This is a genomic window from Streptomyces sioyaensis (genome assembly GCF_004122735.1).
Lineage (GTDB): Bacteria > Actinomycetota > Actinomycetes > Streptomycetales > Streptomycetaceae > Streptomyces > Streptomyces sioyaensis.
Window position 1 is genome coordinate 1 of the sequence record NZ_SDIF01000058.1, and the last position, 22,194, is coordinate 22,194.

At 72.8% G+C, this 22,194-nt stretch carries 21 protein-coding genes, 1 pseudogene and 1 riboswitch; of the genes and pseudogenes, 13 read left to right on the forward strand and 9 right to left on the reverse strand.

Annotation, left to right across the window (positions count from 1 at the left end):
* Both EST54_RS20045 and EST54_RS20050 read left to right on the forward strand, forming a co-directional pair.
* A partial coding sequence (locus EST54_RS20045; RefSeq protein ID WP_135796894.1) for a peptidoglycan-binding domain-containing protein occupies window positions 1-301 on the forward strand: 301 nt, incomplete at its 5' end.
* A 171-nt stretch (window positions 302-472) separates the two neighbouring features.
* Window positions 473-1,135, forward strand: a complete 663-nt coding sequence (locus EST54_RS20050; RefSeq protein WP_129249016.1) for an HAD-IA family hydrolase — start codon at window positions 473-475, stop codon at window positions 1,133-1,135.
* A gap of 121 nt (window positions 1,136-1,256) precedes the next feature.
* On the opposite strand, the gene EST54_RS20055 is transcribed toward EST54_RS20050, so the two are convergent.
* A complete protein-coding gene (locus EST54_RS20055; protein WP_129249017.1) occupies window positions 1,257-1,838 on the reverse strand; it encodes a TMEM165/GDT1 family protein in 582 nt (193 codons plus the stop codon).
* Window positions 1,839-2,069: 231 nt separating this feature from the next.
* Entirely contained in the window at window positions 2,070-2,828 is a 759-nt protein-coding gene (locus EST54_RS20060; RefSeq protein WP_129249018.1) for an ABC transporter permease, read from the reverse strand.
* Window positions 2,829-3,034: 206 nt separating this feature from the next.
* On the opposite strand from EST54_RS20060, the gene EST54_RS20065 reads away from it, so the two are divergent.
* The 8 genes from EST54_RS20065 (at window position 3,035) to EST54_RS20100 (ending at window position 12,176) form a co-directional block, all read left to right on the forward strand.
* The gene (locus EST54_RS20065; RefSeq protein WP_129249019.1) at window positions 3,035-3,679 is read left to right on the forward strand and encodes an HNH endonuclease family protein; all 645 of its coding nucleotides are present in this window, start codon (window positions 3,035-3,037) and stop codon (window positions 3,677-3,679) included.
* A gap of 113 nt (window positions 3,680-3,792) precedes the next feature.
* Window positions 3,793-5,514 carry an alkaline phosphatase D family protein gene (locus tag EST54_RS20070; RefSeq protein WP_129249020.1) on the forward strand — a complete coding sequence of 574 codons (1,722 nt, stop codon included), beginning with the start codon at window positions 3,793-3,795 and terminating at the stop codon, window positions 5,512-5,514.
* A 193-nt stretch (window positions 5,515-5,707) separates the two neighbouring features.
* Entirely contained in the window at window positions 5,708-7,678 is a 1,971-nt protein-coding gene (locus tag EST54_RS20075; protein ID WP_129249021.1) for an FAD/NAD(P)-binding protein, read from the forward strand.
* A gap of 80 nt (window positions 7,679-7,758) precedes the next feature.
* Complete coding sequence (locus EST54_RS20080) at window positions 7,759-8,223, forward strand: DoxX family protein (protein ID WP_129249022.1); 465 nt, start codon at window positions 7,759-7,761, stop codon at window positions 8,221-8,223.
* A 234-nt stretch (window positions 8,224-8,457) separates the two neighbouring features.
* Window positions 8,458-9,111 carry a DedA family protein gene (locus tag EST54_RS20085; protein ID WP_167511577.1) on the forward strand — a complete coding sequence of 218 codons (654 nt, stop codon included), beginning with the start codon at window positions 8,458-8,460 and terminating at the stop codon, window positions 9,109-9,111.
* Window positions 9,112-9,297: 186 nt separating this feature from the next.
* The gene (locus EST54_RS20090) at window positions 9,298-9,945 is read left to right on the forward strand and encodes a GNAT family N-acetyltransferase (protein WP_129249023.1); all 648 of its coding nucleotides are present in this window, start codon (window positions 9,298-9,300) and stop codon (window positions 9,943-9,945) included.
* A 207-nt stretch (window positions 9,946-10,152) separates the two neighbouring features.
* Window positions 10,153-11,349 carry a methyltransferase gene (locus EST54_RS20095; RefSeq protein ID WP_129249024.1) on the forward strand — a complete coding sequence of 399 codons (1,197 nt, stop codon included), beginning with the start codon at window positions 10,153-10,155 and terminating at the stop codon, window positions 11,347-11,349.
* A 170-nt stretch (window positions 11,350-11,519) separates the two neighbouring features.
* A complete protein-coding gene (locus tag EST54_RS20100) occupies window positions 11,520-12,176 on the forward strand; it encodes a nucleoside/nucleotide kinase family protein (protein WP_129249025.1) in 657 nt (218 codons plus the stop codon).
* A 19-nt stretch (window positions 12,177-12,195) separates the two neighbouring features.
* Here EST54_RS20100 and EST54_RS20105 read toward each other — a convergent pair whose 3' ends face one another.
* Window positions 12,196-12,567: a hypothetical protein gene (locus EST54_RS20105; protein WP_129249026.1), complete on the reverse strand. Its 372-nt coding sequence runs from the start codon at window positions 12,565-12,567 to the stop codon at window positions 12,196-12,198.
* 120 nt (window positions 12,568-12,687) lie between these two features.
* On the opposite strand from EST54_RS20105, the gene EST54_RS20110 reads away from it, so the two are divergent.
* The 3 genes and pseudogenes from EST54_RS20110 to EST54_RS20120 all read left to right on the forward strand — a co-directional run.
* The gene (locus EST54_RS20110; protein ID WP_239013770.1) at window positions 12,688-13,335 is read left to right on the forward strand and encodes a MarR family winged helix-turn-helix transcriptional regulator; all 648 of its coding nucleotides are present in this window, start codon (window positions 12,688-12,690) and stop codon (window positions 13,333-13,335) included.
* Complete coding sequence (locus EST54_RS20115) at window positions 13,332-14,180, forward strand: alpha/beta fold hydrolase (protein ID WP_129249027.1); 849 nt, start codon at window positions 13,332-13,334, stop codon at window positions 14,178-14,180. Before EST54_RS20110 ends, EST54_RS20115 begins: the two co-directional genes overlap by 4 nt.
* 79 nt (window positions 14,181-14,259) lie before the next feature.
* Window positions 14,260-14,473, forward strand: a riboswitch (cobalamin riboswitch).
* 31 nt (window positions 14,474-14,504) lie between these two features.
* A pseudogene (locus EST54_RS20120) lies at window positions 14,505-15,620 on the forward strand (HoxN/HupN/NixA family nickel/cobalt transporter); the annotation flags it as partial.
* Window positions 15,621-15,748: 128 nt separating this feature from the next.
* Here the strand turns inward: EST54_RS20120 and EST54_RS20125 are convergent.
* The 6 genes from EST54_RS20125 to EST54_RS20150 all read right to left on the reverse strand — a co-directional run bounded on the left by EST54_RS20125 (window position 15,749) and on the right by EST54_RS20150 (window position 22,100).
* Window positions 15,749-16,249, reverse strand: a complete 501-nt coding sequence (locus tag EST54_RS20125) for a VOC family protein (protein ID WP_129249028.1) — start codon at window positions 16,247-16,249, stop codon at window positions 15,749-15,751.
* Window positions 16,250-16,557: 308 nt separating this feature from the next.
* Window positions 16,558-17,370, reverse strand: coding sequence for an enoyl-CoA hydratase/isomerase family protein (locus EST54_RS20130; RefSeq protein WP_244942569.1), 813 nt, complete (start codon window positions 17,368-17,370; stop codon window positions 16,558-16,560).
* 41 nt (window positions 17,371-17,411) lie between these two features.
* Complete coding sequence (locus EST54_RS20135; RefSeq protein ID WP_129249029.1) at window positions 17,412-18,638, reverse strand: CaiB/BaiF CoA transferase family protein; 1,227 nt, start codon at window positions 18,636-18,638, stop codon at window positions 17,412-17,414.
* Window positions 18,639-18,643: 5 nt separating this feature from the next.
* Complete coding sequence (locus tag EST54_RS20140) at window positions 18,644-20,059, reverse strand: M20/M25/M40 family metallo-hydrolase (protein WP_129249030.1); 1,416 nt, start codon at window positions 20,057-20,059, stop codon at window positions 18,644-18,646.
* A 102-nt stretch (window positions 20,060-20,161) separates the two neighbouring features.
* On the reverse strand, window positions 20,162-21,466 hold the full coding sequence (locus EST54_RS20145; protein ID WP_239013769.1) for an MFS transporter: 1,305 nt from the start codon (window positions 21,464-21,466) through the stop codon (window positions 20,162-20,164).
* 187 nt (window positions 21,467-21,653) lie between these two features.
* On the reverse strand, window positions 21,654-22,100 hold the full coding sequence (locus tag EST54_RS20150; RefSeq protein ID WP_129249031.1) for an ATP-binding protein: 447 nt from the start codon (window positions 22,098-22,100) through the stop codon (window positions 21,654-21,656).
* Window positions 22,101-22,194 lie beyond the last annotated feature (94 nt).

Consider the following 22,194-nt stretch of genomic DNA (forward strand, 5'->3'; position numbering starts at 1 on the left):
CGCCCCCACCAGGGCGTCCGGCAGCGTCGCCGACTCCCCCTACAGCCCGACGCCCCCGAGCGCCCCACCCACCGGGCCGCTGGTGCTACGCGAGGGTGCCGCCGGTCCGGAGGTGGCGGAACTCCAGGGTCGGCTGCGGCAGCTCGGCCTGTATCCGGGAGCGGGAAGCGGCCGCTATGACGCGGAGGTACGGGCCGCGGTCGCGCGCTACCAGCGGCTCTACGGGGTGACCGGCGACCCGGACGGCGTCTACGGAGCCGGGACACGGGCGTCGCTGGAGTCCCGCACCGCCGGGCCGTAGCCCCGACGGTGCGGGGCGCTGACGGGGCCGGTTGTCGACACCCGGGAACGTTTTGTATTGTGGTTGAACAAAGTGGTTCCGCCCGCACTCCCTGACCGGCGGGCGGAGCCGCTTGACCTTCTGCGCGGCCGACGCCGCCGTCCGCATGCCCTGAAGCACAGGAGCCCGCCGATGACGGCCGTCACCACGCTCACCGCCCGCGCCCTGCTGCTGGACATGGACAGCACCCTCGTGAACTCCGAGGCCGTCGTCGAGCGCTGCTGGCGGCGCTGGGCGGCCGAGCAGGGGCTGGACGCGGACGAGGTCATGACGGTCGTCCACGGGCGGCAGGGCTGGGCCACCATGGCCGCGCTGCTCCCGGACCGCCCGATGGAGCGCAACGTGGCGGACAACCGCCGGATGCTGGCCCAGGAGACCTCCGACATGGACGGCGTGGTGCCAATTCCCGGCGCACCCGCCTTCATGGCCGCCCTGGCCCGCCTGCCGCACGCCCTGGTGACCTCCGCCGACATCGCGCTCTCCGACGCCCGGATGGGTGCGGCCGGGCTGCCCATGCCTGCCGTACGGATCACGGCGGAGAGCGTGAGCGCCAGCAAGCCCGATCCGGAGGGCTTCCTCAAGGGCGCCGCCGAACTGGGCTTCGCCCCCGAGGACTGCCTGGTCTTCGAGGACTCCGAGGCGGGCATCGAGGCGGGCCGGGCGGCCGGTATGCGGGTGCTCGGCGTCGGCGACCGCGCCGCCGCGCTCGCGCCCACCGCGCACGTACGCGACCTGACCCAGGTCCGCGTCGAGGCGCGGGCGGACGGCGTGATCGCCCTCCACCTCACGGACTGAGCAACCGGCCCGGAGCGAAGGGAGCCCGGGCACGGGGCCGGCCGGTACAGCACGGGCCGGTACGGCACGGTCGTGGCGGGCAGCCCCCGCGCCCCCGCGCCCCGCCCGCCTCGGCGCCCCCTCAGCCCGCGATCGCCTCGTACAGGCTGAGGCCCGCCAGCACGAGCATCACGCACGCGGCGACCTTGGTGATGAGCCGGAGCGGGACGTACTTCATGAGGGTGCGGCCGCCGAGGATGCCCAGGGCCGCCACCGACCACAGGGCCAGGACGGCGCCGACGCCGACCGAGAGCGGGGCGTCGTAGCGGGCCGCGAGGTTGGCGGTCATGATCTGGGTCAGATCGCCGAACTCGGCGACCAGGATCATCATGAAGCCCGCCCCGGAGACCTTCCAGAAGCTCTGGTCGGCGGGCTTCTTCACTTCTTCCTCGTCGTCGCCCTTACGGAACAGCAGGACGGCGGCGCCCGCCAGGAAGAGGACACCGACCACGCCCTGTACCCAGCGGTGCGGAAGCAGCGTCAGCACACTGCCCGCGGCGATGGCGAGGGCGACATGCACCAGGAAGGCGGCGGCCACGCCGGCGAAGACGTAGGAGGCGCGGTAGCGGGTGCCGAGCATCAGGCCGGCGAGGGCGGTCTTGTCGGGCAGTTCGGCGAGGAAGACGACGCCGAAGACGACGGCGGCGATGGTGGGACTGAACACGGGGTGGCATACCTCGATCGGTCGGGCCGCACCAAAGAGGCCCGGGAAGGGGGTCGCTTCGGCACGGCAGCGTCAAACACTGCGGCCGAAGGTCTCGCTGGCGCCGTACGGATGGCTGCGTACCGCGCTCCGGGCGCCGGCTCGCCACGTCGTCACAGCGCGCGAGGCGCGCTCCACCAGGGGTGGTGGTCGGGCGACGGGAGGGCATTATGTCGACGGTCCGGCAGAGAGCTACTCCCCTTCTGCTGCCCCCGAGGGTACGCGGTGCAGCCGTCCGCGCGCGACCAGCTCCAGCACCACCGCACAGGCCGCCGCCTGCACCGCCAGCAAGGCGACCAGCACGAACAGCTGCACCGCACCGGCCTGTACGGGCGAGGCGCCGCCCAGCAGCATGCCGACGAACGCGCCGGGCAGTGTGACCAGTCCCACCGTCCGGGTCTGGTCGAGCCCCGGCAGCAGGGCGTCCGACGCGGCCGGGCGGGCGACCTCCATCCGCGCCTCCCGGTCCAGCAGCCCCAGCGCGAGACCCGCCTCGAACTCGCCGCGCCGGGTCTCCAGCTCGTCCAGCGCCCGCCGCCCGCCCAGCACGGTGGCGGTCAGCGCGCCGCCGATCAGGATGCCGGTGACGGGGATGAGGGTCAGTCCGCGCGGCGGGACCAGGCCGGTGAGCAGCAGCAGGGCGACGACCGGGACGACGCCGGTGGCGATCGGCGCGGCGGCCCACCACCAGGTGCGGTTCTGGGTGATCCGGCGGCCGGCGGTCCGTACCGCCACCGTGAACATCAGCAGCAGGAAGCACAGCAGCCACGGGAGCGCATGCACCACCCAGCCGATGAGGTAGGAGACGGCGGCGAGTTGGGCGGCCGCGCGCAGCCCGGCGACGGCGATGGCGCGGGCGTGGCCGAGACGTGCCGCGGCGGCGAGGGCCACGGCGGCGACGAGCAGGACGGCGAGGACGACCCCGAGGGTGGCGTTGACCGGCAGCAGCACGCGCTCACTGTAGGGGCGCGGCGGAGGGCGCGTGCGCGGGAGCGGTTCAACCGGAGTGCGGTTGTGCACTTATGGTCTCCCGTCAGCTCTTGAACTGACGTGGGCATGTCGCCAGTCTGTTACCTGGTGCCCGCCCCATGGCAACCCCACGTCGTCACCATGGGCCGCACCACATGGCAACTTCCCCCCACATACAGGGAGTTTCGATGGCAAAGGTCTACGCGCGTCGAGTTTCCATCGCCGCGGGCGCGGCCGCCGCTCTGGTCGGCACGCTGGTGTTCAGCGGCCAGTCCGCCCAGGCAGCGCCGCCCAGCCCCCCGGACGCGGCCACCGCACGGACGTATCTCGCCGACATCAAGGAGCAGGCCGAGGGCCCGCTGGACGGCTACAGCCGCGAGAAGTTCCCGCACTGGATCGACCAGGGCAAGAACTGCAACACCCGCGAGGTGGTCCTCAAGCGGGACGGCACGGACGTGCAGCAGGACAGCAGCTGTGCGGCCGTGAGCGGCAAGTGGGTCTCGCCGTACGACGGGGCGACCTGGACCAAGGCGGACGACCTCGACATCGACCACGTCGTACCGCTGGCCGAGGCGTGGAGGTCGGGCGCCGCGCAGTGGACCACCGCGCGCCGCCAGGAGCTGGCCAACGACCTCACCCACTCCCAACTGATCGCCGTCACCGACAACGTCAATCAGGAGAAGGGGGACAAGGACCCGGCGAAGTGGCTGCCGCCGAAGGACTCGTACCACTGCGAGTACGCCCGGATGTGGGTGTGGGTCAAGCATGAGTACGGCATGACCGCGGACTCCGCCGAGAAGGCCGCGCTGAAGAAGATCCTGGACGGCTGCTGAGCCGTCGCCCCCGGGCCCGCCGGCCGGACACCACCGGCCGGCGGGCGCGCCGCCCCCCGCCTCTCGCGACACCCGGTGTGCTTATCCTCTGACGACGACATGGGGAGGCACCGATGGCCGGACTGCGCTTGGGACCGCTGCTGCGGTACGTCGATGCCACCAGCGCGACGGTGTGGGTGGAGACCGACCGGCCGTGCGAGGTGCGGATCCGCTGCGAGGGCGGGGCACACGGCGCGGAACGCACCTGGCAGGTGGCCGGGCACCACTACGCGCTGGTCCCGGTGACCGGTCTGGCGCCCGGCAGCGAGACGCCCTACCAGGTATTGCTGGACGAGGGAACGGTCTGGCCGCCGCCCGACAGCCCCTTCCCCGCGAGCACGATCCGCACCCTCCCCGCCTCCCCGGACCGGCCGCTGCACTTCGCCTTCGGCTCCTGCCGCTGGTCGGCGACGCCGGCGGACGCCTCGCACGACCCGGTCGGCCCGGACGCCCTGGACGCGCTCGCCGCCACCCTCGCCGCCGATCCCGGCCGGCAACGCCCGGACGTCCTGCTGCTGTTGGGCGACCAGGTCTACGCCGACCAGACCTCCGAGGCGACCGCCCGTGCGCTGGCCGCCCGCCGCGACCTCAGCGAGCCGCCGTGGAAGCAGGTCGCCGACTACGAGGAATACACCCATCTCTACGACGAATCCTGGCTCGGCCCGGAGGTCCGCTGGCTGCTGTCCACGGTCCCCAGCTGCATGATCTTCGACGATCACGATGTGATCGACGACTGGAACACCTCGGCGGCCTGGCTGGCCCGGATGCGGGAGACGCCGTGGTGGCGCGAGCGGATCCTCGGCGGCCTGATGTCGTACTGGGTGCACCAGCACCTGGGCAATCTGTCGCCCGCGGAACTGGCCGCCGACGAGTTGTACGCCCGGGTACGGGCCGCCGGCGACGGGACGGACCTGGTACGGGAGTTCGCGGCCGCCGCGGACAACGATCCGGCGGGCGTCCGCTGGAGCTACCGCCGGGACTTCGGCCGGGTACGCCTGGTCATGATCGACACCCGGGCCGGCCGGATCCTGGACGAGGGCGGCCGCGCCATGCTCGACAAGGCCGAGGGCGAATGGCTGCGGCAGGCGGTGCTGGAGCAGCGCGGCAGCTACGACCACCTGCTGCTCGGCAGTTCGCTGCCCTGGCTGCTGCCGCATCTCGTCCATGCCGCCGAGGGCTGGAACGCCGCGCTGTGCGCCGGTGAACGCGGCCCCCGTTGGGCCCGGCACAGCGAGTCCCTGCGCCAGCGCGCCGACCTGGAGCACTGGGCGGCCTTCCCCGAGTCGTTCACCGCGCTCACCGAGCTGATCACCGAGGCGGGCTCCGGCGGGGACGCCCCGGCGACGGTCTGCGTGCTGTCGGGGGACGTGCACCACGCCTATGTGGCGGAGCCGCGCCGCCGTGGCGCCGGCCCGCATCCCGCGAGCCGGGTGCTCCAGTTGACCTGCTCACCCGTCCACAACAGCATCCCCGGCATACTGCAGGCCGGATTCCGGTTCGGCTGGAGCCGGCCGGGCCGGTGGCTGGGGAAGCTGCTGGCCCGGCACGGGCGGCTGCCCCGGCCGCCGGTGAAGTGGCGGCGTACGGGCGGCCCGTGGTTCGGCAACCAGCTGATGACGCTGACGCTGGCGGGCCGTGCGGCGCGGCTCGCCCTGGACCAGGCCCGCCGGGAGAAACAGGGCGGCGTCCGGCTCGTGACGGTCTGGCGCACGGAGGTGGCCGATGCCCGCCTTGCCGGGGAATCCGCCGCCGCGGACGGTCCGGTACCGGGAGCGAACCGGCCGAAGAGCGGATGAGGCGGGCGGCCCGGCATTCGTGAGGGGCCGGCGGTGTCCCGGGCCGGCCGAAGCGGGCGTCTTGCTTTGTGGCACCCGGGTGCCGCGCCGGTATACAGGGCGGTGATGATAGGGCGCACGTTTGCCCGTCGCCCGTACCGGGCGGCCGCGCCCCGCACGCGCCGGCCGTCCGCCGCCCCAGGGAGCGCCCCTCTTGGCCGCCGAACGTCTCGCCGACCGCCACCCCCGGCCCGCCCTCGCCCTCGTGGGCGCCGGACCGCGCGGCACGAGCGTTCTGGAGCGGCTCTGCGCCTCGGCCGCCGAACTGGCCCCGGGCACCGGGCTGACCGTCCATGTCATCGACCCTGCCCCGCCCGGTGCCGGGCAGGTGTGGCGCACCGCCCAGCCGCCCGAGCTGCTGATGAACACGGTGGCGTCGCAGGTCACGCTGTTCACCGATGACAGCGTCGAGTGTGCCGGCCCGATACGCCCCGGGCCGAGCCTGTACGACTGGGAGGGGTGCGAGGTCGGCCCGGACGACTACCCGGGGCGGGCGCTGTACGGCCGCTATCTGGAGTGGGTCTTCCGCCGCACGGTGCGCACCGCTCCCCCGGACGTGACGGTCGTGACGCACCCGGCCCGTGCGGTGCGGCTGACCGAGGCGCCCGACGGTTCGCAGTCGCTGACCCTCGACGACGGCCGGACACTGCACGGCCTGGGGGCGGTGGTCCTGGCCCAGGGCCATCTGCCGACCGCACCGGACACCGAGCAGCAGCGGCTGGCCGACTACGCCGCCGGGCACGGTCTGCACTATCTGCCGCCCGCCAACCCCGCCGACCTCTCCGCCGAGCTGGAGTCGCTGGCTCCGGGCCGTCCGGTGCTGCTGCGCGGCCTCGGCCTCAACTTCTTCGACCACATGGCGCTGCTGACGACGGCCCGCGGCGGCCGGTTCGTCCGCGGCACGGACGGTGCGCCGGTGTATCTGCCGTCCGGCCGTGAGCCGCGGCTCTACGCCGGCTCCCGGCGCGGCATCCCGTACCACGCGCGGGGCGACAACGCGAAGGGCGCCCACGGCCGTCATCTGCCGCTGGTGCTCACCCCGGAGGTGCGCGCGGCCTTCCGCACCCGTGCCGACTCCGGTGACCTGCCCGACTTCCTGACGGAGGTCTGGCCCCTGGTGGCCAAGGAGGTGGAGGCGGTCTACTACGAGGCGCTGCTGGCGCGGCGCGGCGTGGGCAGCGCGGCGGTGCTCCGCTTCCGGGAGCGGTTCCTGGCCGGCGCGCACCGCGGCCCCGAAGAGGCGGCCGTCCTGGACGCCTTCGGGATCGCGCCGGACGCACGCTGGGACTGGGACCGCCTCGCCCGGCCGCACACGGAGCAGTCGTTCGCCGGCCCCGCGGCCTTCCGCGAGTGGCTGCTGGGCCATCTGCGCACGGACGTCGCCCACGCCCGGCAGAACAATGTGTCCGGCCCGGTCAAGGCGGCCCTCGACGTCCTGCGGGATCTGCGCAACGAGCTGCGGCAGATCGTCGACCACGGCGGGCTGGCCGGCGTGTCCCGCCGCGACCACCTGGACCGCTGGTACACCCCGCTCAACGCCTTCCTCTCCATCGGGCCGCCGCGGCGCCGGATCGAGGAGATGGCCGCGCTGATCGAGGCGGGGGTGCTGGAGGTCGTCGGCCCGCGGATGGCGGTCCGGCTGGGCACCGCCGACGGCCGCGGGCCCGGTTTCACGGCCCATTCCCCGGAGGTGACGGGGTCCCAGGTGACGGCGGCGGCGCTGATCGAGGCGCGGCTGCCGGAGCCGGACCTGCGGCGCACCGGGGATGCGCTGCTGGCCCGGCTGCTGGCCGACGGCGGCTGCCGCCCGCACACCGTGGACGGCTACGAGACCGGCGGGCTCGATGTGTCGCCGAGCCCGTACCACCTGATCGAGGCCGACGGCCGGCGCCATCCGCGGCGGTTCGCGGTGGGGGTCCCGACGGAGGGCGTGCACTGGGTGACGGCGGCCGGGGCCCGACCGGGTGTGGGGTCGGTCACCCTCGCCGATACGGATGCGGTGGCACGGGCGGCGCTGCGGGTGGCGGTTGCCGGGGTACATACAGGTGCCGGTGCGCGTGGAGGCACGGTTCCGGCAGCGCGATCTGCCGCTTCGAGCCAAAGGTCCCATATGGCCAGAGGTTGAACTTGCAAGTACTGGTTAGGTTTCCCTAACCTGTGCCTCCAGCGGTTACCCGTCCCCAAAAAGCCGTAGGAGCCCCCACCATGTCTGCATCCCTGGACTCGTTCCTCCAGAGAGCCACCCCACACGTCCTCGCACTCTTCCGCGTCGTCATCGGGCTGCTCTTCGCCTGCCACGGCGCGTCCTCGCTCTTCGGTGTCCTCGGCGGCGCCATGGGTCAGGGCGGCACCCTCCCCACCGGCAGCTGGCCGGGCTGGTACGCCGCCGTGATCCAGCTGGCCGGCGGCCTGCTGGTGATGCTCGGCCTGGGCACCCGCCCCGCGGCCCTGCTCAGCTCCGGTTCGATGGCGTACGCCTACTTCTCCACGCACCAGGGCACCGCGCTGTGGCCGATCCAGAACGGCGGCGAGGCGTCCGTGATGTTCTGCTGGGCATTCCTGCTGGTCTTCTTCACCGGCCCCGGCTCCTGGGCACTCGACCGGGTCTTCTTCGGCGCGCGCACGGAGCCGGCGGCGCCGGCCGCTCAGCAGGAGCCGTCCGCCGCCTGAGGCGCCGACTCCACCCGGAGGCACCTCCGCGGCCCCGCACACTTCCCCGGCGCCGCACCTCCCTGGCCCGTACGGCATCCCCGCCGTACGGGCCTTGCCGCGTTCCCCCTCCGGCCGACCACCCGGTCACCCGGCCGGAGGGGGCCGGGCGCACAGGCGTACGCTGTATGGCTGAAGGGCCGCCCCTGCCGCACCGAGCGACGTCGCGGCGGGGTTCGGACCGGGAGTAGGACGTTGTTGGAAAGCCTGGGGTCCCTCAGTGGCACCCCGTGGGTGTATGTGGTCGTCAGCTGCTCGATCGTGCTCGACGTCTTCGTCCCGATCCTGCCCAGCGGGATCCTGGTGATCGCCGCGGCCACCACCTCCGCCGGCGCCGGGAGCGCCGTGGACGCGGTCGGTCGCGTCGGTGTCGCCGCCTCCGTCCACGGCGGAGCCCCGCTGGCCCAGGTGTTCTCGCTGCTGCTGTGTGCCGCCACCGCCTCGGTGCTCGGCGACATGGTCGCCTACCGCCTCGCCTGGCGCGGCGGTGACCGCTTCGACCGCGCCATCGGCCGCTCCCGCCGGCTGACCGCGGCGCAGCGGCGACTCGGTACGGCGCTGACCCGGGGCGGCGGCATCGTCGTCGTCCTGGCCCGCTTCGCGCCCGCCGGACGGTCCGTGGTCAGCCTGGGCGCCGGCGTCGCCCACCGCACGGTCCGCGAGTTCCTGCCCTGGTCCGCACTGGCCGGCCTCGCCTGGGCCGCATACAGCGTGAGCCTCGGCTACTTCGGCGGGCAGTGGCTCGGCACGTCCTGGGTGAGCACCGCCCTCTCGGCCGTCGCCCTCTTCGCCGCCGGATCGGCCGCCGCGTTTCTGATGCGCCGGCCGGAGCGGTCCGGGGCGCGCTGAACGGATGGCCTGGCGGCTCGGCGGCCGGGCGGCCCGGTGGCCCGGTAGCCGGGCGGCCCGGTGGCCGGGCGAGAGTCCGGCGGCCCGGCAAGAACTCGCCGATGTGGTCCCGGCGGCCTCCGGGGTGGCGGCCGCGGACGGGAAACCCTTGGCCGGGCGCCGCAGCCCGGTGCGACGATGACCGGCATGTGCGGTAGCGGCACACCCAACGATCCCGACGGCTCCCACGATCACGACGGTCCCGACACCCTCCACGATCTCGGCGCCGCCAACGATCCCGGCGGTTCTCGCGGTACCGGCGGCGACCCCACTCCCCCGGCCAACGCCAGCTGGCGGCCCCGCCCCGAGACCGCCGAGGACCGGCCGGCCGTCCGCCGTCTCCACCTCGCCGCCTTCGAGACGGCCCAGGAGGCGGACCTCGTCGAGGCGCTGCGCCGCGACCCGGAGGCCTGGCTGCCGGGGCTGTCCTGGGTCGCCGACGCACCGGACGGCACCCCGGTCGCCCATGCCCTGTTGACCCGCTGTCATGTCGGCGAGGTCCCCGCCGTGGCGCTCGCTCCCTGTGCCGTGCTGCCCGCGTTCCAGCGGAGCGGTGCGGGCGGGGCGGTGATCCGGGCACTGCTCGCGGCGGCGCAGGCGGCCGGCGAGCGGACCGCGATCGTGCTCGGCCATCCGCCCTACTACCCGCGCTTCGGTTTCGTACCGGCCGCCTCCCGGTTCGGCATCCAGCCCCCGCAGCCCTGGCCGGACGAGGCCTTCATGGCGCTGTCCCTGGACGGCTCCCCGCCCCCGCGCGGCGTGGTGCGCTACGCCGGGGCGTTCGGCATCGGCTGAGGGCGGGCTGCGGGCGGGCTGCGGGCCCGGGCCGCTCGGGCGGTGCCGTACGGGCGGGCGCCTCCCCGATCCGGAGTAAAATCGACCGTCACACCACGCCCCCCGTCTCCTGTGAGCCGTACGCGCTCCCCGGACGCCGGACCGGGACCGCCTCCCTGGGCGGCACCCCTCGGCGGGGTCCGAACCACACACGCGAGGCACACTTCGGTGAACCAACCGCCGGTCGTCGAATGGACCGAGGCCGACGAGGCCCGTTGCGCCCGTTGGCGCTCCGAGAACGGCGCTCCGCCACCCCGCCGCATCGTCATCGCGGACGACCGGACGAAGGCCGACGACGCCTACAAACTCGCCTGTGAGGGCACCGCACTGCTGTGGCGCGGCGACTTCCACAACGCCCGCCAGCTGCTGACCGCGATGGCCCGCCGGATCGACCGCCGCCCCCGCAAGGCACCGCCCGCCGACGTCACCCAGGCGTTCCATCTGCACCGCGCCGCGCAGAATCAACGCGCCCGCATCCTGGGCATGCTGCTGGTCCCGCTCGACGCGTCCCTCGCCGTCCCGCTGCACCGTGCCCCGGACGTCCGCGAGGCCTGCGCCAGGGCGTACGGCCCCGCCGAGCCCGCCGGCGACGAGGCGTCCGGGACCGCCGAGGGCGGGGATCCGACCGCCTCCCTGGTCTCGCTGCGCGAGCTGCTCGGCCTCATCGGCGCCAACGAATGGCGCAGGAAGGGCGTGGAGATCCCGGCGCTCGGTGGCGACCGCATCCATCCGCACTACGGCGTCTTCTCCCCGGCCCGCGGCGAGTACGTCGACCTGGTGGCCGAGGCACCGCTGCCCTCCCAGGAGCTGGCGTTCGACATCGGCACCGGCACCGGCGTACTGGCCGCGGTGCTCGCCCGGCGCGGAGTACGCCGGATCGTGGCCACCGACCAGGACCCGCGGGCGCTGGCCTGCGCCCGTGAGAACACCCAAAGGCTGGGCGTCGCCGGACAGGTGGAGGTGGTCGAGGCCGATCTGTTCCCGGCCGGCCGCGCCCCGCTGGTCGTCTGCAACCCCCCGTGGGTGCCCGCGAAACCGACGTCCCCTGTGGAGCATGCGGTGTACGACCCGGGAAACCGGATGCTGCACGGCTTCCTGGGCGGCCTCGGGGACCATCTGACACCAGGCGGCGAGGGCTGGCTGATCCTCTCCGACTTCGCGGAGCACCTCGGCCTGCGTCCGCACGCCGCGCTCCTTGACGCCTTCGCCGCCTCCGGCCTGACGGTCCTCGGACGCCTCGACATCACCCCCCGCCATCCGCGCGCCCGCGACACCTCCGACCCGCTCCATGTGGCCCGCGCCGCCGAGGTCACGTCCCTGTGGCGGCTGGGCCTCGCGGCCGGGGGTACGGCCGACTCCCGCTGAGGCCGGGCGGGTTGGGGCCGCGGCGGGACGGCGGCGCGGCCACCGGGCCGGGCCGGTGTGGACCGGGAGGCACGGCCGCCAGGCGGTGCCCATCTGAACCGTGAGACGCGGCCGCCGCCCCGGAGCGCAGCCGCCCGATGCGCCTCCGGGTCAGGCACGATGGAGACATCATGGATCTCCGGTACCTCCTCTCCCGCGCCCGTGACCTCGCCGCCTCCGCCACGCCCGGCCGGCGCCGGCTGCTCGGCATCACCGGCCCGCCGGGCGCCGGGAAGTCCACCCTCGCCGCCCATCTCGTGGCCGGGCTGGCCGGGCAGGCGGCGCTGGTGCCGATGGACGGCTTCCATCTCGCCGAGGCGGAGTTGCGCCGTCTGGGCCGCGGGGACCGCAAGGGCGCACCGGACACCTTCGACCCCGCGGGCTACGCGGCACTCCTGGCCCGTCTGCGCTCCCCCGAACCGGACACCTCCGTCTACGCCCCGGCCTTCGACCGCCGTATCGAGGAGCCGGTCGCCGGCAGCATCCCCGTCGCACCCCACATCCCGCTCATCGTCACCGAGGGCAATTACCTCCTGCTCGACTCCGCCCCCTGGTCGCGGGTGCGCGCACTGCTCGACGAGGTCTGGTACGTGGAGCTGGACGGCGCGGAGCGGATCCGGCGGCTGATCGACCGCCATGAGCGCTTCGGACGCCCGCGTGCCGACGCCGAGCGGTTCGTGCTCGCCTCGGACGAGGCCAACGCCCGTGTCGTGGCGGCCACCCGCGAGCTCGCCGACCTCGTCATCCGCTTCACACCCGACGAGGCTCCGTCCCCCGAAGGCGCATAGGCCCCTGCTCCCGGCCTCCTTACCGCTGCTCGTCGGCGAGCAGCCCGGCCACCGACAGGGCGCCCCAGCCCACGGACACCGCCACCGCCACCGCCCGGCGGCCGCGCCCCGGCAGCGTCGCGCCGAGCAGCGCGGCATCCCCCAAGTCGGCGGCGATCCGCACATATGCGGCGGTACGCAGCGCCGGCCCTTCCGGAGCCAGCGCCAGCGCCAGCCCGCTCACCGCGTCCCGCCAGGCCAGCGGACGCAGCGAGGTCCGGGTCGCCGGCGCGGTCCGCCCCGCGGTATCGACCAGCCCCGAGGGCCGCGCCAGCAGACCGGGCGCCGCGGCCACCGCCACCCCGTACGCCGCGGTGGCCACCCCGACCGCACGCAACAAAGAGACCTTCATCCACCGTCCGCCTTTCCTCACCCACTGGTCACACGAGCCCCGTCAGACTCGTTGTCCCCTCCAACTCCTTTCCGCGGCAACCCCCTTCCCAAACGACATCACCGGTGTCACCATGACACTATGAGTGTCATCGAGGGGGAGTCCATGTCCATGAGCACCATCGAGCGCGACAGCGAAAGCGACAGCAACAGCAACAGCAACAGCAACAACGGCGGAGCACCGGCGCCCGACGACGACCTGCTGTACGGCGTCATCCGGCGCCTGTGGCCACTGCACCGCACGGTCGTGCGCGTGGTGGAACGCGAACTGTCCGGCACGGGCCTGACCGCCGGGGAACACGCACTACTGGACGCGCTGCACGCCGAAGGTCCGCGGACCGTCCCGCAGTTGGCGCGCGCGATGGACCTCGACCGGCAGCCGGTGCAGCGCTGGGTGAACCACGCCGTCGAACTGGGGCTGGCGGTGACGGCACCCAACCCCGCCCACCGCCGCTCGTCGCTGATCCAGCTCACGAGCGAGGGCGCGGAGGCGATACGCGGGATCCAGACGTTCGAGACGGCGCAGCTGCGGCAGCGGCTGGCCGATCTGCCCGCCGAGGACCTCCGCACCGCGCTGCACGTACTCGACCGACTCGGTGAGGAATTCCGGCACCTCGGGAACGGCTCACACGTTCCACCGGAGGAACCCGACAGTCGCGGCAATACCGACGCCAGTCGCATCCAGCCCAGCTCACCGCATCCGACGCACAAAGGACGGCTCAGAGAATGACCCGCAGAATCACCGCCTGGTCCGAGATCGACAACGGCCTCGTGCCGGTCGAGGAGGGCGAACTCTTCTACGAGACGGCGGGCTCGGGCCCCGCGGTGGTACTGCTGCACGGCGCGATGCTCGACCAACACATGTGGGACGAGCAGTTCGCCTGGCTGGTGAACTCCGGCCTGCGCGCGATCCGTTACGACTTCCGCGGCCACGGCCTGTCCTCCACCGTGGCCGGTGACTACGCCCATCACGACGACCTGTGCGCGCTTCTCGACGCCCTCGACGTGCCCCGCGCCGTCCTCGTCGGCCTCTCCCACGGCGCCCGGGTCGCGCTGGACACCGCCCTCGCCCACCCGGACCGGGTGGCGGCTCTCGCGCTCGCCTCCCCCGGGATCAGCGGCCGCGCCTTCACCGACCCCTTCATCCTGGAGCACATCAAGGAGCAGGTGGCGGCGATCGGCGCACCGGACGGCGTGGAGCGCTATATCGAGCACTTCCTGCGGATGTGGGTGGACGGACCGCACCGCGAACCGTCCGCGGTGCACCCGGGATTCCGTGAGCGGATGCGCGCCTCGGCCGAGGCCAATGTGGAGGTGCATGGCGAGGGGACGGGGGGCGGGATGCCCCTTGAGGTCGGAGCCGCCGGGCGGCTGGGGGAAATCCGGGTGCCGACGGTCGTGTGCGACGGCGATCTCGACGGCCGCGACATCTCCGCCAACGCCCATGCGATAGCACTGTCCGTCCCCGGCGCCCACAGGGTCCGGATACCGGGCGCGGGCCATATGGTCAATCTGGAGAACACCGCGCTCTTCGACCAGGAACTCCATGCCTTTCTCTGCTCCCTGAACCTGTGACGGACGAGCCTCTCCCGCGGACGGCGCTCCCGCCCGCCCCCGGACCCGCACCACGGACCGCACCTCTCCCCCGTGGCGGTTAGAGTGGCCGGGCCGTGGTGCTCGGGAAGACCGGTGACGGACCTTGAGGTCCCAGTCCGGAGCGGCCCTCGCCACTGTGATCGGGGAGTTTCCACCCCTTCCGCAGACGCATGACGCCTCTGCGGCGCCACTGACCGCAGCCCGCGGCCGGGAAGGCGGGGCGGACGCGTGCACCCGTAAGCCAGGAGACCGGCCACGGCATTTCACGAAGTGATCCACGAGGTGCTGGAGCGTGACCGCCGGATGGCCCTGTCCACCGATACCCCGAACACCCCTGCCTCCGGCGCCTTCCGCTGGCGCCGGCAGGACACCGTCCGTACCGCGGGCCTGATGGCCGTCATAGCCGGACTGCATGTCGTCGCCTTCGGCGTGCTCTTCCTGCTGGTGGTCCCGCACCACTACACCGTCGGCAGCCGGGTCTTCGGCGTCGGGCTGGGCATCACCGCGTACACCCTCGGCATGCGGCACGCCTTCGACGCCGACCACATCGCCGCCATCGACAACACCACCCGCAAGCTGATGGCCGACGGCAAGCGGCCGGTCTCGGTCGGCTTCTGGTTCGCGCTCGGCCACTCCAGCGTGGTCGTCGTGATGGCCGCCCTCGTGGCGGGCGGCGCGCAGCTCGCCGGCATCCTGCTCAACGACGAGTCCCGCATGCACCAGATCCTGGGCACGGTCGGGACCACCGTCTCGGGGTCGTTCCTCTACCTCATCGCCGCCCTCAACCTCATCGCGCTGTCCGGGATGTGGCGGGTCTTCCGCGAGATGCGCAGCGGCCGCTACGACGAGGCCGAGCTGGAGCGGCAACTCGACTCACGCGGCTTCATGAACCGCTTCCTGGGGCGGTTCACCCGCTCCGTCTCCCGCCCCGGCCAGATGTTCCCGCTCGGCTTCCTCTTCGGGCTCGGCTTCGACACCGCGACCGAAGTGACCCTGATGGTGATGGCGGGCAGCGGCGCCGCGGCCGGTCTGCCCTGGCACGCGGTGCTGTGTCTGCCGCTGCTCTTCGCCGCCGGAATGAGCCTGTTCGACACCCTCGACGGCACCTTCATGAACTTCGCCTACCAGTGGGCGTTCTCCAACCCGGTGCGCAAGGTCTACTACAACCTCGCGATCACCGGCCTCTCGATCGCCGTCGCCTTCTTCATCGGCACGATCGAGCTGGTGACGGTGCTGCACGACAAGCTTGCCCTCACCGACCCGCTGACCGGCTGGATATCCGGCCTCGACCTCGACAACGTCGGCTTCATCATCGTCGGCCTGTTCGTCGTCGTGTGGGCCGCGGCGCTGGCGTACTGGCGGCTGTCCGGCGTCGAGAAGCGCTGGACGGAGCGGACCCGGCAGGCACAGCCGGCGGATCCGGGGGGGTACGGCAGATCTGGCAGGTACGGCAGGTACGGCAGGTACGGAGAACGAGGCGCTCGCCCCCGGTCCCGCAGCGGGGCAGGGGCCGAGCCTGTCCGATCCGGCCCCGCCCCGCTCTCCCCTCAGGTAGGGGACCCCGCCGCCGCCCCCGTCTCCAAGTCCGGCCCCCAGCGCTCCAGGGCCGCCGCCAGATCGAGCGGCAGCACGCGGTCCGGCTGGTCCGGGCCGGGCCAGTCCTCCCGCGGGACCCGCCACATCACCTCGAACTCGTTGCCGTCCGGGTCCTTGGCGTACAGCGACTTGGCGACGAGATGGTCACTGGCGCCCAGCAGGGCGCCCCGCTCGTCGAGCCGGTCACGCGCCGCGACGAGTTCGCCGATCGTGCCGACCTCCCACGCGAGGTGGTACAGCCCGACACGTCCGGCTTCGGGCCCGGGAGCCCCGGGCCCCACCGTGAACAGCCCCAGATCATGATCGTTGAGCGAGCCGGGAGCGCTGAGAAACGCGGCGCGCCCCGGCACTTCGACATCCACCGTCAGCCCGAGGGCCTCGGTGTAGAAGGCGACGGACCGCGCCACCTCACGTACGTAGAGCACCGCGTGGTTGAGACGTCGTACCGGCATGGTCCTGCTCTCCGCTCTTCCGCCGCGGCACCACCGTGGTGCCGCCGCACTCCCCGTTTCCGGCTCCGCTGTTCCTGCCCGCCCCGGGCCGGACCGGCGACTGTTCCTGCTCTGCCCGCCCCGGAACCAGTTACTTGAAACTTCAAGTCACTCTCGACGATACACAGCACCCCCACGGCGAACAACAGCGCGCGGCAGCCTCGGGCGGCCCGCCGCGCGCCCGCCGCACGCCCTCCCAGCTCAGGCCCGGTCCGGACTCAGGGCGGGTCCGGACTCAGGGCGGGTCCGGACTCAGGGCGGGTCCGGACTCAGGCCCGGTCCGGCGGTGCCGCCGACGGCCGCCCGAGGAACGCGGCGATCGCGCGGTCGAAGTGGGGCCGGGCCACCACCGGCCGTTGCGGGGCGGCGGTGGCCGTGCGCTGCGGTGCCAGGGCGGCGACGACGGCCCGTTTGGCGGCCCGGATCGCCGCCGGCGGATGGTCGGCGATCCCGGCGGCGAGGCGGCCGACGTGCTCGGTGAGCCGGTCGTCGGGGACACAGCGGTCGGCGAGTCCGAGGGCCACCGCCGTACGGGCCTCGACCAGCCGGCCGGTGTAGAGCAACTCCCGTGCCGTACCCGGTCCGGCCAGGGCGACCAGCCGTGCGGCGAAGAGTGGGCTGGCGAGGATGCCGAGCCGGGCGATCGGCATCCCGATCCGTGCGGTGGCCGCCATGAGCCGCAGATCGCAGGCGAGGGCGAGCTGGCACCCCGCCCCCGCGGCGACCCCGCGGACCTCGGCGATCACCGGGACCGGACAGTCCTCGATCGCCGTGAACGCCGCTTCCATGTGGGCGAAGGACTCCTCGACACGGCCGGGGTCCGCCGCCACCCAGTCGGTCATGTCCGACCCGGCGCAGAAGGTGTCGCCCTGCCCGCGGATCACCAGCACCCGCAGCGACCGGCACGCCCCGAGCTCCCTGATCCGCCGGGCCAGGGCCGCCCAGGCCGCGCCGGGAAGGGCGTTGCGCCGGCCGCCGTCACCGATCCGGATCTCGCCGACGGCACCGGACCGGGTGATCCCGACGGCGGGTTCGGCGCCGGGCACCGCTGTCACTTCGGGCTCCGGGGTCACTTCGGCCACCGGTGTCACCTCGGACTCCGGTGCCACTTCGTGCCCCGGGGTCACTTCGCGGCCTTCCGTGCGCGGAGCCCGGCCAGTTGCCCGGGGCCGGCCCCGAGGGCGGTCAGTACCTGTGCGGTGTGCTCACCGTGCCGGGGCGGCGGGGTGCGTACGGCCGCCGGGTGCTCGGACAGCTTGAGGGGCGAGGCGAGGGTACGGAGGGTGCCGGCGCCGGGGTGCTCGATCTCGGCGACCATGCCGCGGGCGACGACCTGGGGATGCCGCAGGGCCTGGTCGACGGTGTTGATCGGACCGACCGGTATCCCCTCCGCGGTGAGCTGTGCGGCCCACTCCTGGGCGCCGCGGGAAGCCAGCGCGCCTTCGATCAGCGGAAGCAGTTCCGCGCGGTGGCGGACCCGGTCGGGGTTGGTCGCGAACCGTGGGTCGTCGACGAGTGCGGCGAGTCCGATCGCGGTGGCGAAACGGCGCCACAAGCCGTCGTTCCCGGCGGCCACCATGAGATGACCGTCGGCGGTGGGGAACGCCTGGTAGGGCACGATCGCCGGATGGGCCGAGCCGTAGCGCCGCGGGACGTCGCCGGAGGCGAAGTAGCCGGCGGCCACATAACTCAGCCAGGCCACCTGGCCGTCCAGAAGCGAGACATCGACCCACTCGCCCCTGCCGGTGAGTTCACGGCTGCGGAGGGCGGCGAGGATGCCGAGGGCGGCCCACATGCCGGCGGCGAGGTCGGCGGGGGACACCCCGAAGCGCACCGGCGGCCCCCCGGGCTCGCCGGTCACGCTCATGACCCCGCTCACCGCCTGCGCGATCGCGTCATAGCCGGGCTCCTGCCGGTACGGCCCGGTCTGCCCGTAGCCGCTGATCGAGGCGTAGACGACGCCGGGATTGGCGGCCCGGACGTCCTCGTACCCCAGCCCCAGGCGGGCCGCGGTGCCCGGCCGGAAGTTCTCCACGATCACATCGGCGGTGGCCGCCAGCTCGTGGATCAGGCCCCGGCACTCCGGGTCCTTGAGGTCGACCGCGATGCCGCGCTTGTTGCGGTTGACGCTGTGGAAGTACGCCGCGTCCTCGCCCTGGAAGGGGGGACCCCAGGCCCGGGTGTCATCTCCGGAGACAGGGTCCTCGACCTTGATCACATCGGCGCCGAGATCGGCCAGCATCATGGTGCAGAACGGCCCGGACAGGATGCGGGACAGATCGAGGACCTTCAGACCGGTCAGCGTTCCCTCGTGGACGAGCCAGGGCCCGGGGTGTGGTGCGGGGTGCATCGGTCTCACGCCTCCGTTGCGGTGGGACGCGCCAACGGGCCGGTGGCCGAGCCCAGTTCGAGCAGGAGCTCCATGCAGATGGCGGTGGCGTCGAGGAAGTAGTCGACGCGCAGGTTCTCGTTCGGCGCGTGGTTGGCCTGGTCGGCGTTGGCCAGCGGCAGGCCGATGCTGGGCAGCCCGAGGACCCCGGTGAAGACCCAGTCCGGAAGGGTGCCGCCATAGGCGGGTATCAGCAGCGGGGGCCGCCCGGTGACCCGGGAGACGGCCGCTGCCACCCGCGGCGTGTAGGGATTGTCGATCGTGGTCCGGGAGGCCGGTGTGCCGCCGGTCTTGGTGACCGTCACCTCGGGGGCATGAGCCCGCAGATGGGCTGCCACCCGCTCGAAGACGGCCTGCGGATCCTGGCCCGGCGTCAGCCGGATGTCGACGCCCGCCTCCGCGGTGTCGGGGATGATCGTCCGGGCCACGTCACCCGTGCTGATCCCGTTGATCGTCAGCGTGGGGCGGTCCGCCAGGCGCTCGTAGAAGGACAGCCCGTCGAAGGCGGGGTCCATGCCGCTCAGCCCGATGTCCCCGAGGACCTGCGGCAGATCGAGCGGGAGCGCGGCGAACGCGGCGCGGTCGGCGTCGGGCAGCGGTTCGCGGCCGTCCTCGAAGCCCTCGACGAGGACCCGGCCGGCCGGGTCCTTGAGGCAGGCCAGCGCCTGGACCAGCTGCCAGGCCGGATTGGGCGCGACGTTGCCGAAGTTGCCGGAGTGCAGGGGACGGCTCGCACCGGTCGCCCGCAGCCGGAGCCGGAGCATGCCGCGCACCCCGTGCGAGACACACCATTCACCGGACTCGTGCACCGACCGGTCGCTCCAGACGACCAGATCGCAGTCGTCGAACAGTTCCCGGTGCGTCCCCAGGGTGGCCGCCAGCGTGGGGCTGCCGATCTCCTCCTCGCCGTCGAGCAGCACCGTCACCGAGCAGGGCAGTTGGCCGACGTACTCGTCGAACAGGCGCAGCGCCTGCAGATGCGCATAGTGCTGGCCCTTGTTGTCGCCGGTGCCGCGCCCCCAGATCCGCCCGTCCCGCAGGACCGGGGTGAAGGGGTCGGAATCCCACTGTTCGCGCGGGCCGGTCGGCTGGACGTCGTAGTGGCCGTAGAGGAGGACGTGCGGCGACCCGGCAGGCCCGGCGCGGTGGCCGACCACCAGCGGCCGGCCACCGTCGCCGGTCAGCACCGACGGCGTCAGGCCCGCCCGCTTGACCTCGTCGAGCGCATGGTCGGTCGCGGCGGGAAACCCCTCCCCGGTCGCGCTCACGCTGGGGTGGCTCACGTAGTCCATCAGCCCGGTGATGAGTGCGTCCTGGTGCTCGTGCACCAGGTCACGCGGGGTGCCGGGGAGCTGAGCGCGGATCGTCGCAGCGTCCGTCATGGAAGTGACCTCGTTCTCTCGTGGGGGGCCGGCGGGCAGGGGCCCGTCCGGCAGCAGCCGTTGGCGGCTCGTCAGAAGTGCGTACGGGATACGGCCGGTACGTCAGCGCAGGGTCAGGAAGCGCCGGGCGGCCAGAAGGGCGGCGATGCTCAGGGCGCCGGCCGCCATGATGTAGAAGCCGGGCGAGAGGTGATTGCCGGTGCTGGCGATCATCCAGGTGATGATCGCGGGGGCGAAGCCGCCGAAGGACAGCACGCCGAGGTTGTAGCTCAGGGACAGGCCGGTGCTGCGGGTGGCGGTCGGGAACGCCTCCGACATCAAGGCGGGCAGCGACCCGAAGTAACAGGCCTTCAACAGCCCGAGCACCCCCATCACCAGGCCCATGACCAGCAGCGACGGGCTGCCCGACAGCAGCAGGAACAGCGGGACGATGCTGAGCACCATCGCGATCGCGGCGATGAGCATGATCTTGATGCGGCCGACCCGGTCCGAGAGATGGCCGATCAGGGGCGTCACGGTCGTCAGCATCACACCGGAGACCGCCGCGCCGACGTATCCCGCGGAGGACGGCAGCCCCAGGGACTCGTGTGCGTAGGTCGGCATATAGACGATCACATACGTCACCGCGGTGGACATCACCATGGCGCCGACCATGAGCAGCACCCGCAGCTTCTGCCCTCCGAGCACCTGTCGGATCGGTGTCGTCGTGGCCTCTCCCGCCTCGACGGCCTCGGCGAATTCAGGGGTCTCCGGGAGCTGCCGGCGGATCACATACCCCACCGGGCCGATCAGCAGGCCGAGGAGGAACGGAATGCGCCAGCCCCAGGAATCCAGCTGGGCATCGGAGAGATTCATGCTGAGCACGGTGCCGAAGGTCGCGGCCAGCAGCGTCGCCAGGCCCTGCGAGGCGAACTGCCAGCTCGCCATGTAGCCGCGCCGGTCCTCCGACTGTTCGGACAGGAATGCGGTCGCACTGCCGAATTCACCGCCCGCCGAGAATCCCTGGAGCAGCCGGGCGAGCAGAATCATGAGCGGTGCGGCAATGCCGATGGAGGCATAGGTGGGCATCACGGCGATCAGCAACGTGCCGATCATCATCAGCCGGATCGTCAGCAGCAGACCGGCCTTGCGTCCGGCGCGGTCCGCGTACGGTCCCAGAACGAGTGCGCCCAACGGCCGGATCAGATACGAGATCCCGAAGGTGCCGAAGGCGAGCATCAGGGACACCGTCGCGTCACCGGTGGGGAAGAACGCCTTGGAGATCGAAACCGCGAAGAACCCATAAGCGGTCAGGTCGTACCACTCCAGCGTGTTTCCGGCCGTGGCGGCGAGCACGGCTCGCCTCGCCCGATTCCGGCTCAGGGGTTTCTCGGCAATCATCTGACCTGTCTCTCCAGCGGTCGTCATGAGTGTTACTCCCTCGAATCGAGCAGGCGAACTGTCGCGCAGGGTGGAAACGCCGAAGGTGAGTCCGAAGCCGGGAAATGGGCCTCGTGAGCTCGTTGAGCGATGACGTTAGGGGTCACCGACTGTTCGCACAATCGCAACTTTTAGAACACGTGATTGCCGAATGGGCAACGTGCGCGAACGCCGCTCAGGCCGCCGGGAGGTCCGCCCAGCGGGTGATCCCGTCGCGGTGGGCGCGGGCGCCGTACCGGAGGGACAGGGCGGTGACGATGCCGCTCCCCCGGCCGTGCTCGGCCGGCCGCCCGCCGTCGGCCGGCCACCGGACGCAGGACGCCGGCCCCGCATCGGAGACCTCGATGCGCAGCGCGCAGCGCGCGTCGCCACCGGGCCGGGACAGGTGCAGCACGGCCGGCGGAAGGGCGTGGGTGACCGCATTGGTGACCAGTTCGGAGATCACCAACACCGCATCCTCAATGGTCGCGGCGGGAAGATTCCAGGAGGTCAGTACGGTGTGCGCGCGACGGCGCACCGGGGCGACCGCCTCCGGGAGATGGGGCAGCGGACAGCGGAAGGCCACGTCCCCGTCCGGTGTCGCCCAGGATCCGGTGTCGTCGCCGGTGACCGTCGCATTCATGATCATCCCTGCCTCGGCTGCCTGCGGGGAGGATGCACACCGGGTGAGGGGGAGCCCTATCGGCCGGCCGCCGGTCGACGGGGCCGCCGGTAAA

What these genes read in the sequence shown, in the direction of transcription:
- EST54_RS20050 (WP_129249016.1), top strand. Translation starts at nt 473, where the DNA reads ATGACGGCCGTCACCACGCTCACCGCCCGCGCCCTGCTGCTGGACATG.
- EST54_RS20115 (WP_129249027.1), top strand. Translation starts at nt 13,332, where the DNA reads ATGACCCGCAGAATCACCGCCTGGTCCGAGATCGACAACGGCCTCGTG.
- EST54_RS20065 (WP_129249019.1), top strand. Translation starts at nt 3,035, where the DNA reads ATGGCAAAGGTCTACGCGCGTCGAGTTTCCATCGCCGCGGGCGCGGCC.
- EST54_RS20090 (WP_129249023.1), top strand. Translation starts at nt 9,298, where the DNA reads ATGTGCGGTAGCGGCACACCCAACGATCCCGACGGCTCCCACGATCAC.
- EST54_RS20145 (WP_239013769.1), bottom strand. Translation starts at nt 21,466, where the DNA reads ATGACGACCGCTGGAGAGACAGGTCAGATGATTGCCGAGAAACCCCTG.
- EST54_RS20105 (WP_129249026.1), bottom strand. Translation starts at nt 12,567, where the DNA reads ATGAAGGTCTCTTTGTTGCGTGCGGTCGGGGTGGCCACCGCGGCGTAC.
- EST54_RS20140 (WP_129249030.1), bottom strand. Translation starts at nt 20,059, where the DNA reads ATGACGGACGCTGCGACGATCCGCGCTCAGCTCCCCGGCACCCCGCGT.
- EST54_RS20070 (WP_129249020.1), top strand. Translation starts at nt 3,793, where the DNA reads ATGGCCGGACTGCGCTTGGGACCGCTGCTGCGGTACGTCGATGCCACC.
- EST54_RS20150 (WP_129249031.1), bottom strand. Translation starts at nt 22,100, where the DNA reads ATGAATGCGACGGTCACCGGCGACGACACCGGATCCTGGGCGACACCG.
- EST54_RS20110 (WP_239013770.1), top strand. Translation starts at nt 12,688, where the DNA reads ATGAGTGTCATCGAGGGGGAGTCCATGTCCATGAGCACCATCGAGCGC.
- EST54_RS20135 (WP_129249029.1), bottom strand. Translation starts at nt 18,638, where the DNA reads ATGCACCCCGCACCACACCCCGGGCCCTGGCTCGTCCACGAGGGAACG.
- EST54_RS20080 (WP_129249022.1), top strand. Translation starts at nt 7,759, where the DNA reads ATGTCTGCATCCCTGGACTCGTTCCTCCAGAGAGCCACCCCACACGTC.
- EST54_RS20125 (WP_129249028.1), bottom strand. Translation starts at nt 16,249, where the DNA reads ATGCCGGTACGACGTCTCAACCACGCGGTGCTCTACGTACGTGAGGTG.
- EST54_RS20100 (WP_129249025.1), top strand. Translation starts at nt 11,520, where the DNA reads ATGGATCTCCGGTACCTCCTCTCCCGCGCCCGTGACCTCGCCGCCTCC.